Source organism: Amycolatopsis sp. NPDC005232, assembly GCF_040607795.1.
Classification (GTDB): Bacteria; Actinomycetota; Actinomycetes; order Mycobacteriales; family Pseudonocardiaceae; genus Amycolatopsis.
In genome coordinates this window covers 18,915-31,619 of the sequence record NZ_JBEXHL010000023.1, presented here as the reverse complement: position 1 = coordinate 31,619, position 12,705 = coordinate 18,915, and the positions used below count along the sequence as shown (strand labels likewise).

Below are 12,705 nucleotides of genomic sequence, written 5' to 3'. Positions count from 1 at the left end.
CGTGCCCGAGAAGATCGACTACTCCGGCAAGATCCCCAACAACGTCGGCCTCGCCGACGACCGCCGGCTGCAGCGCGCGCTGGAGGGCTGGCAGCCGAAGTTCCTCAACTGGTGGGGCGAGATGGGCCCGACCCTGGAGACGCAGGGCGTGTACCTGCGCACCGCGGTGAGCGTGGGCCGCGAGGGCTGGGCCCATTTCGGGCACGTCAACGTCCCGGACTACCGCTGGGGCATCTTCCTCGCCGAGCGCGACCGCGACCGGCGCATCGCGTTCGGTGAGCACGCGGGAAACGAGGTGTGGCAGCAGGTTCCGGGGGAGTATCGCGCGGATCTGCAACGCCTGATCGTGATCCAGGGCGACACGGAACCGGCGTCGGTCGAGCAGCAGCGGCTGCTGGGCCTCACCGCGCCCAGCCTGTACGACCTGCGGAACCTGTTCCAGGTCAACGTCGAAGAAGGCCGCCACCTCTGGGCGATGGTCTACCTGCTGCACGCCTACTTCGGCCGCGAAGGCCGGGAGGAAGCCGAGGGCCTGCTCTTCCGCAACTCCGGCAGCCCCGACACGCCGCGCATCCTCGGCGCGTTCAACGAGGAAACCGCCGACTGGCTCGCGTTCTACATGTTCACCTACTTCACCGACCGCGACGGCAAGTACCAGCTCGGCACGCTCAAGGAATCTTCCTTCGACCCGCTCTCGCGCACCTGCGAGTTCATGCTGAAGGAGGAAGCGCATCACATGTTCGTCGGCACCACCGGCATCGACCGTGTGGTGACCCGCAGCGCCGAGCTGATCCGCGAGCACGACACGCTCGACATCGCGTCGGCCGGCGGCATCCCGCTCGACATCATCCAGCGCTACCTCAACTTCCACTACACCGTCTCGCTCGACCTGTTCGGCAGTGAAACGTCTACCAACGCGGCGAACTACTACACCGCCGGCCTCAAGGGCCGCTGGCACGAGACGCGCCGCAAGGACGACCACCAGCTCACCGGAGACAGCACGTTCCTCGACCGCCCGCGCGCCGACGGCACGTGGGACACCGAAGAAGTGCAGACGCTGCTCGCGCTCAACCTCGACCTGCGCGGCGAGTACATCGCCGACTGCCGAAACGGCCTCAACCGCTGGAACAAGATCGTCGCCGACGCGGGCATCGACTTCCGTTTCGCCTTGCCGCACCCGGGGTTCAACCGCCAGGTCGGCCTCAACGCCGGCCACCACATCACGCCCGACGGCACCATCGTCGACGAGGCCACGTGGGAAGCCAACCGCCGCAACTGGCTGCCGACGGCCGAGGACCTCGCTTTCGTCCGCTCGCTCATGCACCCCGTGTACGAGCGCGGGAAGATCGCGAGCTGGGTCGCGCCGCCGGGCAACGGGATCAACGGTCAGCCGTTCGAGTACGAGTACGTCCACCTTCCCTGAGGCACCCACCGAGGAGCGCAGAATGTCCACTCCGGACACTCCGCCGGTTGTCAGCGCCGACGTGCTCGTGGTCGGCGCCGGACCCACCGGCCTCTACGCGCCTACTATGCCGGCTTCCGCGGCCTGTCGGTCGCCGTCGTCGACTCGCTGCCCGAGCCGGGCGGGCAGATCACCGCGATGTACCCGGAGAAGCAGATCTTCGACGTCGCCGGTTTCCCGTCCGTCCGCGGGCGCGACCTGGTCGAGCGCCTGCTGGAGCAGACCGCGCCGTTCGGGCCGCGGTACCTGCTCGGCCACCGCGCCGACGTGCTGGAGCGCGGCCCGGGCACGTTCGCCGTGACCACGCACCTCGGCACGCGGATCGAGGCGCGCGCGGTGATCGTGACCGGCGGCATCGGCACCTTCACCCCGCGTCCGCTCGTCCCGGCGGCCGCGTTCGAGGGCAACGGCCTGGCCTACTTCGTGCGCCACCTCGACGACTACGCCGGCACCGACGTGGTGATCGTCGGCGGCGGCGACTCGGCGTTCGACTGGGCGCTCGCGCTGCACCCGGTCGCGAAGTCCGTGAAGCTCGTGCACCGGCGCGAAACCTTTCGCGCACATCCGGCGACCGTCGCGGCGGTGCGGGAGCTCGGCGTGGAGTTGGTCGTCAACGCGGAAGTCTCGCGGGTGCTCGGCGGGCCGGAAGTCGCCGGTGTCGAGCTCAAGAGCGGTGAAGGCGCGCGGACGCTGCGGTGCGGGCGGATCATCGCCGCACTGGGGTTCACCGCCAACCTCGGGCCGCTGCTGCGGTGGGGCATCGACGTCGAGAACCGGCGCCACATCCCGGTCGACGCGGCCATGACCACCTCCGTCCCCGGCATCTTCGCCGCGGGCGACATCAACGACTACCCCGGCAAAGTGCGGCTCATCGCCGTCGGCTTCGGCGAAGCCGCGACGGCCGTGAACAACGCCGCGCACCACCTCGACCCGGCCGCGCCGGTGTTCCCCGGCCACTCCACCGACGAGCCCGCCCCCGCTCGCGTCTGAAAACCGTTGGGAGAGAAGAACATGCCGTACGTCATCGCCGAACCGTGCATCGACATCACCGACCGCTCGTGCATGGAGGAGTGCCCCGTCGACTGCATCTACGAAGGCGAGCGCAAGCTCTACATCAACCCGTTCGAGTGCATCGACTGCGGCAACTGCGAACCCGCCTGCCCGGTCGAGGCGATCTCGCAGGACCGGCACGTACCCGACGAGTACGCCGCCTTCGCCGAGGACAACCGCCGCTTCTTCACCGAGGCCCTGCCCGGCCGCGACGCGCCCATCGGCCAGCCCGGCGGCGCGATGTCGTTCGGCCCGGCCGGCGCGGACACGGCGCTGGTCGCGGAGTACGACCTGCGCGCCTGAGCTAGCCGCCGTTCTCGACGAAGGAGTCCCAGTGCTGCTGGGCCTCGTCGCGCCATTCGGCGTGGCGGGTGTGGAACAGCTCGGCCGCCTGCGTGCCGCTCCAGCGGTCGGGTAGGAGGTTGCGCGGCAGGTCCGGGTCGAGGAACGGGAAGCGGCGCCACTCGTGCACCAGGCGGGTCTGCGCGAGGAGCACCGCCTCGCCCGAGCGTGGCGCGAGGCCGGTGAACTCGTCGATGAAGCGCTCGTAGTGGTGTTCGAGCTCGCGCAGGTCCCAGGCACGGGCGACCATCTGCTGTTCGTCGCCGATCTCGGCGTAGCTCGCGACGAACGACATGGCCTGTCCGCCGTCGGTGAGCTCCGCGACGAGCCGGGCGGCCTCGGGTTCCGCGCCGACGTTCGGGCTGATCCACACGCCTGGCGCGGGCGAGCCGAAGCCCGCCCAGCTCAGCCGGGTGCGCATGCGGTGGCGCAGGTCGCGCTGGGATTCGGGCACCGACACGAGCAGCACCAGCCACCTGCGGTCCCACTCGCCGGTCTGCCGGCCGAAGCCGTAGATCCGCTCGGCGCCTTCGCTCAGCAGGCGGCGTCCCGGCGGGGTCAGCAGCCAGCGCACGCGCCGGCCCGCTCGCTCGGACTTCAGCCAGCCCTCGCCGGAAGCGCGGGCGAGCGCCTGGCGGGCGGACTTCTCCTCGACCTTGAACAACGCGAGGGCATCGACCAGCGACGACGTCCAGACCGGCTCCTGGCGAGGCAGCACGTACTCGCCGAGCACTGTCATGAGCAGCGACCGCGCACTGGTGTGCGCCAGTTCGCGCCGCCGCGTGACGGTGGGCCGGGTGGCCGCCACCTGCGGATCACCGCCTTCCGGGAGAAAAACTGGTACAAGCGTCTGGTCAGATTACCCGGTTGACGGTGCTCGAGTGCGTGACCCGGGGGAGAACGGTTGCTCTCCTCGCAAGGCTTCCTGCCTGAACTTCCCCGGACGTTTTCGTATTGATCGCGGCTCAGTTCAGAGCATCGAGATTTCCAGTTCCGCCAGCCGCTCCGGCTCGGTGACGATGTCGACCTCGGTGATCACGCCGCCCTCGATCGTGAACGCCATCGCCACCCGCAGCCGGCCCAGCGGCGCCGCGATGATGCCCGGCCGGCCGCCGACGAGTGCGGGCCGCGAGACGGCGGCGCGGTCGGCGAACCGGCCGGCCCCCGCGGCGATGTTCTCGGCCCCGCGCACGAGCTTGGCGACGTCGCCGTCGGCGCGCAGCACGGCGTCCGGATCGAGCAGGGCCACGAGCGCGGCGAAGTCGCCGCCGCGCGAAGCCGCGAGGAAAGCGTGGACGACCTCACGCTTGCGGGCCAGGTCCGCTTCGGCCCCGGCCGGAGTGCCGCGGACGCGGCGGCGGGCCCGGCTCGCGAGCTGGCGCGCGGCGGCCGGGGTGCGGTCGACGATCGGGGCGACCTCGTCGAACGACAGGCCGAAGATGTCGTGCAGCACGAACGCCAGGCGCTCGGCTGGTGAGAGCGTGTCGAGGACGACGAGCAGCGCCAGGCCGACCGAGTCGGCCATCACGGCCTCGGTTTCGGGGTCGGTGGTGTCGGCGCCGTCCGGAAGCTGCTCGCCGGCGGGCTCCTCGCGGCGGGACTGCCGGGCGCGCAGCACGTCGAGGCAGACCCGGCTGACGACCGTGGTGAGCCAGCCGCCGAGATTGGTCACGGCGGCGGAGTCGGCACGGCTGAGCCGCAGCCAGGCCTCTTGGACGGCGTCGTCGGCTTCGGCCAGGGAGCCGAGCATGCGATAGGCGACCGCCCTGAGGTGGGTGCGATGGGTTTCGAACTGCTCGGCCAGCTCGTTCACGGTCGACATCCTCCTCCGGGTGGGGTGGTCGTCAGGTTGACGTCCGGGGGAGGACAGACGTGACCGGGCGGTCGGCGGCGCGGGGACGGCACGCCGAACGGACGAGGGTCACTAGGGTGGAGGTTTCGGATCGGGGTGGGGAGCGGCCCGGTCGGGTTCTTCGTGCGGTGGAAAGGCTTTTGATTGTCTGTGGCCGGGGATGTCGAGTCGGTGGTCGCGCGGTTGAGGGCGGCGGGTTGTGTGTTCGCCGAGGAGGAGGCGCGCGTGCTCGGCGAGGCGGCGGCGGGGGACGCCGCGGCGCTGGAGACGTTGGTGCGGCGGCGCGTTGAGGGGGAGCCGCTGGAGTACGTGGTCGGCTGGGCGGAGTTCGCCGGGCGGCGGTTCACGGTGGCCGAGGGCGTGTTCGTGCCGCGGCACCGCACGGAGCTGCTCGTGCGGCTGGCGGCGGGGTTCGCGCGGCCGGGCGGGGTGGTGCTCGACCTGTGCTGCGGGTCCGGCGCGCTCGGAGCGACGGTGGCGGCCGAGGTACCCGGTGTGGAACTCCACGCAGCGGATGTCGATCCGGTAGCGGTGCGGTGTGCGCGTTCGAACATCGACGGTGAGGTTTACGAAGGTGACCTGTTCGAACCCGTACCCGAGCGGTTGCGGGGCCGGGTCGAGGTGCTGATTTCGAACGTGCCGTACGTGCCGAGTGGCGAGGTCGAACTGCTGCCGCCGGAGGCGCGGGAGCACGAGCCGCTCGTGGCGCTGGACGGGGGAGCCGACGGGCTCGACGTGCTGCGGCGCGTGGTCGCGGAGGCGCCGCAGTGGCTGGCGCCCGGTGGCCGTGTGCTGTTCGAGACGAGCGAGCGGCAGGCGGAGTCGGCCGTCGCGGCGTTGGGGCGGGTGGGGCTGCGCGCGTGGGTCGAGGAGTCGGAAGACCTCGGGGCGACGGTGGTCGTCGGCGAGCGGAAGCCGTTGCTGCACAAGGAGTAATCGTGGTTCGCCGAGCGGCGGCCCGGGTAGTTGGCCGGGGCCGTGAGAGTGAGGGGCCCCGATGAAGGTCTACGCCGACCGCCCGGTCCGCCGCACCGCGCAGGTGCTCAGCGACGTGTTCGCGGTCGGGCTGCTCGCGTTCGCGCTGTGGCTGGCCGTGCGCGTGTACGACGAGGTCATGCGCCTGCGCGCGCCGGGCGACGGGCTCGTCGACGCGGGTTCGGGGCTGCGCGCCACGTTCGACGCGGCCGCCGACAAGGCCGGCCAGGTGCCGTTGATCGGCCACCCGCTCGCCGACGCGCTGCACTCCGGCTCGGCCGCGGGCACCGAACTCGCCGACGCGGGCCGTTGGCAGATCACGGCCGTCGAGGACCTCGCGTGGTGGCTCGCGGTGCTGGTCGTTTCCGTGCCGCTGGTGTTCCTGCTGGTCTCGTGGCTGCCGCTGCGGTGGCGCTTCACGCGCGGCGCGACGGCCGCGGTCCGGCTGCGCCGCCAGGGCGCCGAAGGACTCGACCTGCTAGCCCTGCGCGCGCTCGTCACGCGGCCCCTGCCGCGCAAGGTCCGGGCCGGCGACCTCACCACGGGCTGGCGCGAACGCGATCCCGACGTCGTCGCCGAACTCGCCGCCCGCGAACTGGCCCACCACGGGCTGCGGCTGCCCGCCGTCGAACGCGTCGGTCCGGTCACCGGGACGAGAGCTCGGTGAGTCGATCACGACACGGATTGGTCGCTTCCCCGTACTGCACTTCCCGGCCCGTGCCGTTTAGGGTCGGGGCATGAAGGTCGGCCTGCTCACCCGGGAGTACCCGCCGGACGTCTATGGCGGAGCGGGGGTGCACGTCGAGTTCCTCGCGCGCGAACTGCGGTCGCTGGTCGATCTGGACGTGCACTGCTGGGGACCGGACCGAGACGACGGCGCCCACGGCCACCGCGACCTCCACGGCTACTCCCAGACCGCGTTCGCGACCATGGACATCGCCGTGTCGATGGCCGACGCGCTGGCCGGGCACGACCTGGCCCACAGCCACACCTGGTACGCGAACCTCGGCGGCCACCTCGCGAAGCTCGCCCACGGCATGCCGCACGTGATCACCGCGCACTCGCTCGAACCGCTGCGCCCGTGGAAGGCCGAGCAGCTCGGCGGCGGCTACCGCGTGTCGTCGTGGATCGAGAAGGACGCGTACGAGGCGGCCGACGCGATCATCGCCGTGAGCGCGGGCATGCGCGAAGACGTGCTCACCGCGTACCCGGCGGTCGACCCCGCGCGGGTGCACGTGGTGCACAACGGGATCGACACCACGCTCTACCGGCCCGACCCCGGCCGTGATGTGCTGGCCAAGCACGGCATCGACCCGGATCGGCCGTACGCGCTGTTCGTCGGGCGCATCACGCGGCAAAAGGGCGTGCCGCACCTCGTGCGCGCCGGCTCCGAGCTCGCCGAGGACGTGCAGCTGGTGCTCTGCGCAGGCGGCGCCGACACCCCGGAGCTCGACGCCGAGTTCCGCGGCCTCGTCGCCGAGCTGCAGGAGAAGCGCACCGGCGTGCACTGGATCCCCGAGATGCTGCCGCGTCCCGAGGTCGTGCAGCTGCTGACGCACGCGACGGTGTTCGTCTGCCCGTCGGTGTACGAGCCGCTGGGCATCGTGAACCTCGAGGCGATGGCGTGCGGCACGGCGGTGGTGGCCAGTGACGTCGGCGGGATCCCCGAGGTCGTCGACGACGGCGCGACGGGACTGCTCGTGCACTACGACGAGAACGACACCGCGGCGTTCGAAGCGGGGCTGGCGCGGCGGATCAACGAGCTGGTCGCGGATCCCGCCCGCGCCGCCGCGCTGGGTCTGGCCGGTCGCGACCGCGCCGTGGGAGAGTTCGGCTGGGCGGCGATCGCCGCGAGGACGGTCGCGATCTACGAGGCGTGCGGGAGGGTTTCGTGATCGACGGATCGGATGTCCTGGGGATCGTGCTGGCCGGTGGCGAAGGCAAGCGGCTCATGCCGCTCACGGCCGACCGGGCCAAACCCGCGGTGCCCTTCGGCGGGGTGCACCGCCTGATCGACTTCGTGCTCTCGAACCTCGTCCACGGCGGAATCCGGCGGATCTGCGTGCTCACGCAGTACAAGTCGCACTCGCTCGACCGCCACATCTCCACCACGTGGCGGCTCTCGTCGCTGACCGGCGAGTATGTGACGCCGGTGCCCGCGCAGCAGCGGCTGGGCCCGCGGTGGTTCCAGGGCAGCGCCGACGCGATCCACCAGAGCCTCAACCTGGTCTACGACGAATCGCCCGCCTACATCGCCGTGTTCGGCGCCGACAACATCTACCGCATGGACCCGCGCCAGATGATCGACGAGCACATCGCGTCGGGCGCCGGGGTGACCGTGGCGGGCATCCGCGTGCCGCGCGCGGAGGCGAGCGCGTTCGGCGTGATCCAGACCGGCGACGGCACGAAGATCGACGCGTTCCTGGAGAAGCCCGCGGACCCGCCCGGTCTCCCGGACTCGCCCGACGAGGCGTACGTGTCGATGGGCAACTACGTGTTCACCACGCAGGTGATGCTCGACGCGCTGCACGCGGACTCGAGGAACGTCGGGTCCAAACACGACATGGGCCGCGACATCATCCCCGCGCTCGTGGACAAGGGCCAGGCGGCCGTCTACAACTTCAGCGGCAACGTCGTCCCCGGCGAGAGCGAGCGCGACCACGGGTACTGGCGCGATGTCGGGACCATCGACAGCTACTACGACGCCCACACCGACCTGATCTCGACGTACCCGATCTTCAACCTCTACAACCGCAAGTGGCCGATCCTCTCGCACCCGGGCCAGCGCGCCGCGGCGAAGTTCGTGGAGGGCGGCAGCGCCGGGCAGTCGATCATCAGCAACGGCTGCATCATCTCCGGCGCGCAGGTCGTGGACTCCGTGCTCTCGCCGGACGTCGTCGTCGAAAACGGCGCGGTCGTCCAGGGCTCGGTGATCCTGGACGGCGCCCGTGTGGGCCGCGGCGCCGTGGTGCGCCGGGCGATCCTCGACAAGAACGTGGTCGTCCCGCCGGGCGCCCACATCGGCGTCGACCTGGCCCGCGACCGCGAGCACTACCACGTGAGCTCGGGCGGAATCGTGGTGCTGGGCAAGGGAGAATCGGCGATCTAGCTCCGGCGCGCCGCGGCCACCAGGGACTGGTGCGTCGGGGCGTCCGGGACGTTCGCCGGGCGATTCTTGGCGAACTCCGCGCGCAGCACCGGAACCACTTGCTCGCCGAGGATGTCGATCTGCTCCAGCACCGCCTTGTGCGGCAGGCCCATGCCGTCGACGGCGAAGAGCTGGCGCTGGTAGTCGCCGGCGTAGTCGCGGAACGCGAGGGTGCGCTCGATGACCTGCTGCGGGCTGCCGACCGACAGCGGGGTCTGGTCCATCGTGTCCTCGAGCGACGGGCCGCCGCCGTAGATGGGGGAGTGGTCGAAGTACGGGCGGAACTCGCGGATCGCGTCTTGGGAGTTCGGGCGCATGAAGGTCTGCCCGCCGAGTCCGACGATGGCGTCGGCGGCCGTGCCGTGGCCGTAGTGCTCGAAGCGGGCGCGGTAGAGCTCGATCATCCGCCGCGTGTGGTCGGCGGGCCAGAAGATGTTGTTGTGGAAGAAACCGTCGCCGTAGTAGGCGGCCTGTTCGGCGATCTGCGGGCTGCGGATGGAGCCGTGCCAGACGAACGGCGGCACGCCGTCGAGCGGGCGCGGGGTGGAGGTGAAGCCTTGCAGCGGGGTGCGGAACTTGCCTTCCCAGTCCACCAGCTCCTCGCGCCAGAGCCGGCGTAGCAGGGCGTAGTTCTCCACCGCGAGCGCGATCCCGTCGCGGATGTCCTTGCCGAACCACGGGTAGACGGGCCCGGTGTTGCCGCGGCCCATCATGAGGTCGACACGGCCGTCGGCGAGGTGCTGGAGCATCGCGTAGTCCTCGGCGAGCTTCACCGGGTCGTTGGTGGTGATGAGCGTCGTGGAGGTCGAGAGCAGGATGCGGCTGGTCTGCGCGGCGATGAACCCGAGCACGGTCGTGGGCGACGAGGGCACGAACGGCGGGTTGTGGTGCTCACCCATCGCGAACACGTCGAGCCCGGCCTGTTCCGCGCGCACGGCGGTCTCGACCATCCGCTTGAGCCGCTCGTGCTCGCTGGGCGTCCGCCCCGACACGGGGTCGCGAGCCACGTCGCCCACCGTGAAGATCCCGAACTGCATGACCGCCTCCCGCTCCCGAAGTTGATGCATCAACTGAACCGGGAGCGGGAGGCGGGTATTCCGTCGGTCAGTGCTTGCGCTTCTCGGCGTCGTCCTGCAGGTCGAACTGCTCCTTGCGGACCTCGCCCTTCACGGTCTGCTCCTCGGTGACCGTCTCGGTGTTCAGCCGCGCGCGCTCGACGGGCACGGTTTCCTTGCTGATCACCGGTTTCTCGGCGTGCAGCACCACGTCCTGCTCCTGCTCGCCGAGCTCGGCGCGACCGGTCCCGCCGCGCGCGTCGGTGATGGGCTCGCGCTCGAGGCGGACCTCCTCGTGGCTCACCGGGACGGTGACCTGCTGCTCCTCGGTGACGACGTACTTGCGCAGCCGCACATGCCCGGTCTCCACCTGCTCGGTGCCCACGTTCAGGCGCTCCTCGGAACGGATCATCTCCTCGCCGCGGGTGCCCGAGCCGGCGTCGGCCACCGAGCGCCCTTCACGAGCCATCGCCGCGTCCTGCGTGCCACGGCCGGCCGCAGTGTCCATTTTGTCCCGGCCAGCCGCCATGTCATGCTTCCCACGGCCGGCGCTGGTGTCCATTTTGCCCCGTCCCGCGTTCGCATCCGGTGCGGTGCGCGGCATCGGCAGGCCGTAATGCTGGTACAGCTCGGCGCTCTCGGTGGACGACAGGTGCCCGTCGGCGTCGATCCGCGGCGCCTCCGAGACCTGGTCCTTCGCGACGTTCACGTGGATCCCGTCGTTGTCGACGTTCGCGCCCGAGAGCGGCACAAAGCTCTCTTTACTGCCGAACAGGCCGGTTTTCACCGTGATCCACTCGGGTTCCCGGGTGGCGTCGGCCAGATAGACGTTGCCGACCTTGCCGATCTTGTTGCCGTCCGGATCGACCACGGCGCTGTCCATCAGCTGCTGGGGTTGCAGGGTGCCGGCCACGGCACTCACGTCCTTTCTCCCTCGGGTTTCGCTGCTGATCTCCACCGTCGGACGTGTCGTCGATCACGGCAACTCTCCGTTGTGCCGGTGGGTTACCCCGGAAAGAAAACGTTTAGTGCACTTCGTCGGGGTAACGCGCGGGCACAGTGGCTGCCCGAACGGTCGCGGACCGCAGCCGAACCTCACCTGATCAGGTAACAACTGTCCGGTGTGGAGCGATTGAGGCGCAGACGCTCCCGTTCCCCTGAAAGGTCCCCTCGAAGATGCGCAAAGCCACCTTCGCCAGACTCGGCGCAGTGCTGACCCTGATCGGCCTCGGTATCGGCATGTCCACGGTGGTCACCTCCGCCGACGCCGCCCAGGAAAGCACCTGGTGCACCCGCAAGGACAACATCGCCATCGTCGGCACCTCGGCCGACACGGGTTACGGCACCACCGGCTACCAGTCCACCACGGACACGTGGTTCCCCACCACCTACGGCTGGACCACCAAGCTGGCCAACGACGTCCACTCGCAGTGGCAGACCAACGTCCAGAACTACTCGCACAACGGCGCGCTCGCGGCCGACTACCTGCCAGGCGGCCGGTGGGCGGGCACCACCGGCGCGATCGCCGACATGCAGGCCAAGCAGCCCGACCTGGTCCTCGTGGACCTCGGCGGCAACGACCTGTGGGCCCAGAACGACCCGGCCAAGTTCCAGGCCGACCTGAACAACGTCATCGACGGCATCCGCGCCGCGCGGCCGGGCGTCGACATCCTCATGTCGATCTACGCCCAGCTCAAGTGGACGCCGAACCCGTACGGCGGCAACACCCAGAAGTACACCTGGGACCAGTACGCGTCGGTGATCTACCAGACGGCGGTCGCGAAGGGCACGGCGCTCGTGGACCTGCGTCAGTACATCCCGCCGGCCGGCTCGGCGAACCTGCCCAACCCCAGCCCGTGGACGTCGGACAACATCCACCTCAACGACGCGGGCAACCTCGCCGAGTACGGCATGTGGTGGGGCTGGACCGCGAGCCTGGGCAGCATCTGCGGCTGAGGTTCCGCTACACGGTCGCGTGGGCGAGCACGAACAGCTCCGCGGGACGCAGGGCGTCGGGGCGCGGCCACACGTCGTGGTCGTGCTGGTGGACGTGCCGGACGGCGCCGAAGCCGTTGTCCCGCAGTAGGTCCGTGAGCTCGCTGGGGGAGAAGTGGCTGCGCCAGGGTTCGCCGGCTCGCTCGGCGACCTGGGAGACGGCGTCGGCGTAGTGCGCGCCGGCGTCGTCCCGCAGCTGCGCGGGGAGCACGTAGTCGGCGACGAGCTGCGTACCCGGGGCGAGGCCGGCGACGGCGCGCAGCGTGCGGGTGATGGCGGCTTCGGTGAGGTACATCGTGACGCCGAGCCAGCTGACGAGTGTCGGGCGGGCGAGGTCGAAGCCGTGCTTGACGAGGGCTTCGACGAGGTCGCCGGTCGCGAGGTCCAGCGGGACGAAGGTGCGGTTCGCGGGGTCGGGGAGATCCACGTTCGTCAGCTGCGCGCGTTTCCACTCCTGCGTCTGCGGGAGGTCCACTTCGAACACGTGGGTGTGCGGCGCGCGGTAGGCGGAGGTGTCGAGCCCGGCGCCGAGGATCACGCTTTGGGTCGCTCGCTGTGCTTCGGCGTAGCGGCTGCGGCAGAGCACCTGGGTGCGGCCGCCGGCGAGGATCGGGTCTTCGCGGTTGTCGCGGTGGTAGGCGAGGAGCTGGCCGCCGTAGCCGCCGAGCAGGGGCGCGGCGAGCTCGTCGGTGAAGATCCTGGGCTCGGCGTCGACGATCAGGTGCGCGGCGCGAGCGGCGGCCGCGGTGAGGGCCGTGAAGCTGGGTTCGGTCACAGGGACGACCCTAGCTTGCAATTGTGCAAGGATAGCACAGATAGACCTTTT

Annotated in this window: 12 protein-coding genes and 1 pseudogene; 8 read left to right on the top strand and 5 right to left on the bottom strand. The window is 70.5% G+C overall.

The features are described from left to right. Nucleotide 1: 1 nt before the first annotated feature. From boxB to fdxA, 3 genes and pseudogenes are all read left to right on the top strand, one after another. Nucleotides 2–1,423 (top strand): benzoyl-CoA 2,3-epoxidase subunit BoxB, encoded by a 1,422-nt coding sequence (boxB, locus tag ABZU76_RS34495; protein WP_354877107.1) that lies wholly within the window; start codon nt 2–4, stop codon nt 1,421–1,423. A gap of 22 nt (nt 1,424–1,445) precedes the next feature. Then, nucleotides 1,446–2,452 (top strand): annotated as a pseudogene (locus ABZU76_RS34490) (NAD(P)/FAD-dependent oxidoreductase). A 21-nt stretch (nt 2,453–2,473) separates the two neighbouring features. After that, nucleotides 2,474–2,815 carry a ferredoxin gene (fdxA, locus tag ABZU76_RS34485; protein ID WP_354877104.1) on the top strand — a complete coding sequence of 114 codons (342 nt, stop codon included), beginning with the start codon at nt 2,474–2,476 and terminating at the stop codon, nt 2,813–2,815. 1 nt (nt 2,816) lies between these two features. Here fdxA and ABZU76_RS34480 read toward each other — a convergent pair whose 3' ends face one another. Both ABZU76_RS34480 and ABZU76_RS34475 read right to left on the bottom strand, forming a co-directional pair. Beyond that, nucleotides 2,817–3,623, bottom strand: coding sequence for a PaaX family transcriptional regulator C-terminal domain-containing protein (locus tag ABZU76_RS34480; RefSeq protein ID WP_255638814.1), 807 nt, complete (start codon nt 3,621–3,623; stop codon nt 2,817–2,819). A 201-nt stretch (nt 3,624–3,824) separates the two neighbouring features. Continuing rightward, on the bottom strand, nt 3,825–4,676 hold the full coding sequence (locus ABZU76_RS34475; protein ID WP_354877101.1) for a sigma-70 family RNA polymerase sigma factor: 852 nt from the start codon (nt 4,674–4,676) through the stop codon (nt 3,825–3,827). Nucleotides 4,677–4,856: 180 nt separating this feature from the next. On the opposite strand from ABZU76_RS34475, the gene ABZU76_RS34470 reads away from it, so the two are divergent. From ABZU76_RS34470 to glgC, 4 genes are all read left to right on the top strand, one after another. After that, nucleotides 4,857–5,642 carry a putative protein N(5)-glutamine methyltransferase gene (locus ABZU76_RS34470; protein WP_354877377.1) on the top strand — a complete coding sequence of 262 codons (786 nt, stop codon included), beginning with the start codon at nt 4,857–4,859 and terminating at the stop codon, nt 5,640–5,642. 61 nt (nt 5,643–5,703) lie between these two features. Further along, on the top strand, nt 5,704–6,348 hold the full coding sequence (locus tag ABZU76_RS34465) for a hypothetical protein (RefSeq protein ID WP_354877098.1): 645 nt from the start codon (nt 5,704–5,706) through the stop codon (nt 6,346–6,348). Nucleotides 6,349–6,418: 70 nt separating this feature from the next. Then, the gene (gene glgA, locus ABZU76_RS34460; protein ID WP_354877095.1) at nt 6,419–7,576 is read left to right on the top strand and encodes a glycogen synthase; all 1,158 of its coding nucleotides are present in this window, start codon (nt 6,419–6,421) and stop codon (nt 7,574–7,576) included. Further along, nucleotides 7,573–8,790 carry a glucose-1-phosphate adenylyltransferase gene (glgC, locus tag ABZU76_RS34455; RefSeq protein ID WP_354877092.1) on the top strand — a complete coding sequence of 406 codons (1,218 nt, stop codon included), beginning with the start codon at nt 7,573–7,575 and terminating at the stop codon, nt 8,788–8,790. The genes glgA and glgC overlap by 4 nt, the downstream gene beginning before the upstream one ends. Here glgC and ABZU76_RS34450 read toward each other — a convergent pair. Together ABZU76_RS34450 and ABZU76_RS34445 are read right to left on the bottom strand one after the other, a co-directional pair. Then, nucleotides 8,787–9,866 carry an LLM class flavin-dependent oxidoreductase gene (locus ABZU76_RS34450; protein ID WP_354877089.1) on the bottom strand — a complete coding sequence of 360 codons (1,080 nt, stop codon included), beginning with the start codon at nt 9,864–9,866 and terminating at the stop codon, nt 8,787–8,789. The genes glgC and ABZU76_RS34450 overlap by 4 nt on opposite strands. A gap of 67 nt (nt 9,867–9,933) precedes the next feature. Further along, a complete protein-coding gene (locus ABZU76_RS34445; protein ID WP_354877374.1) occupies nt 9,934–10,797 on the bottom strand; it encodes a PRC and DUF2382 domain-containing protein in 864 nt (287 codons plus the stop codon). Between the two features lie 263 nt (nt 10,798–11,060). Between ABZU76_RS34445 and ABZU76_RS34440 the strand changes: the two genes are divergently transcribed. Continuing rightward, nucleotides 11,061–11,840 carry an SGNH/GDSL hydrolase family protein gene (locus ABZU76_RS34440; protein WP_354877086.1) on the top strand — a complete coding sequence of 260 codons (780 nt, stop codon included), beginning with the start codon at nt 11,061–11,063 and terminating at the stop codon, nt 11,838–11,840. Between the two features lie 7 nt (nt 11,841–11,847). Here ABZU76_RS34440 and ABZU76_RS34435 read toward each other — a convergent pair whose 3' ends face one another. Further along, nucleotides 11,848–12,654, bottom strand: a complete 807-nt coding sequence (locus tag ABZU76_RS34435; RefSeq protein ID WP_354877083.1) for an SAM-dependent methyltransferase — start codon at nt 12,652–12,654, stop codon at nt 11,848–11,850. Nucleotides 12,655–12,705 lie beyond the last annotated feature (51 nt).

Bases quoted from the DNA above. Each gene is read 5' to 3' on its own strand.
- fdxA (WP_354877104.1), top strand. From the start codon at position 2,474: ATGCCGTACGTCATCGCCGAACCGTGCATCGACATCACCGACCGCTCG.
- ABZU76_RS34475 (WP_354877101.1), bottom strand. From the start codon at position 4,676: ATGTCGACCGTGAACGAGCTGGCCGAGCAGTTCGAAACCCATCGCACC.
- ABZU76_RS34465 (WP_354877098.1), top strand. From the start codon at position 5,704: ATGAAGGTCTACGCCGACCGCCCGGTCCGCCGCACCGCGCAGGTGCTC.
- glgA (WP_354877095.1), top strand. From the start codon at position 6,419: ATGAAGGTCGGCCTGCTCACCCGGGAGTACCCGCCGGACGTCTATGGC.
- ABZU76_RS34450 (WP_354877089.1), bottom strand. From the start codon at position 9,866: ATGCAGTTCGGGATCTTCACGGTGGGCGACGTGGCTCGCGACCCCGTG.
- ABZU76_RS34440 (WP_354877086.1), top strand. From the start codon at position 11,061: ATGCGCAAAGCCACCTTCGCCAGACTCGGCGCAGTGCTGACCCTGATC.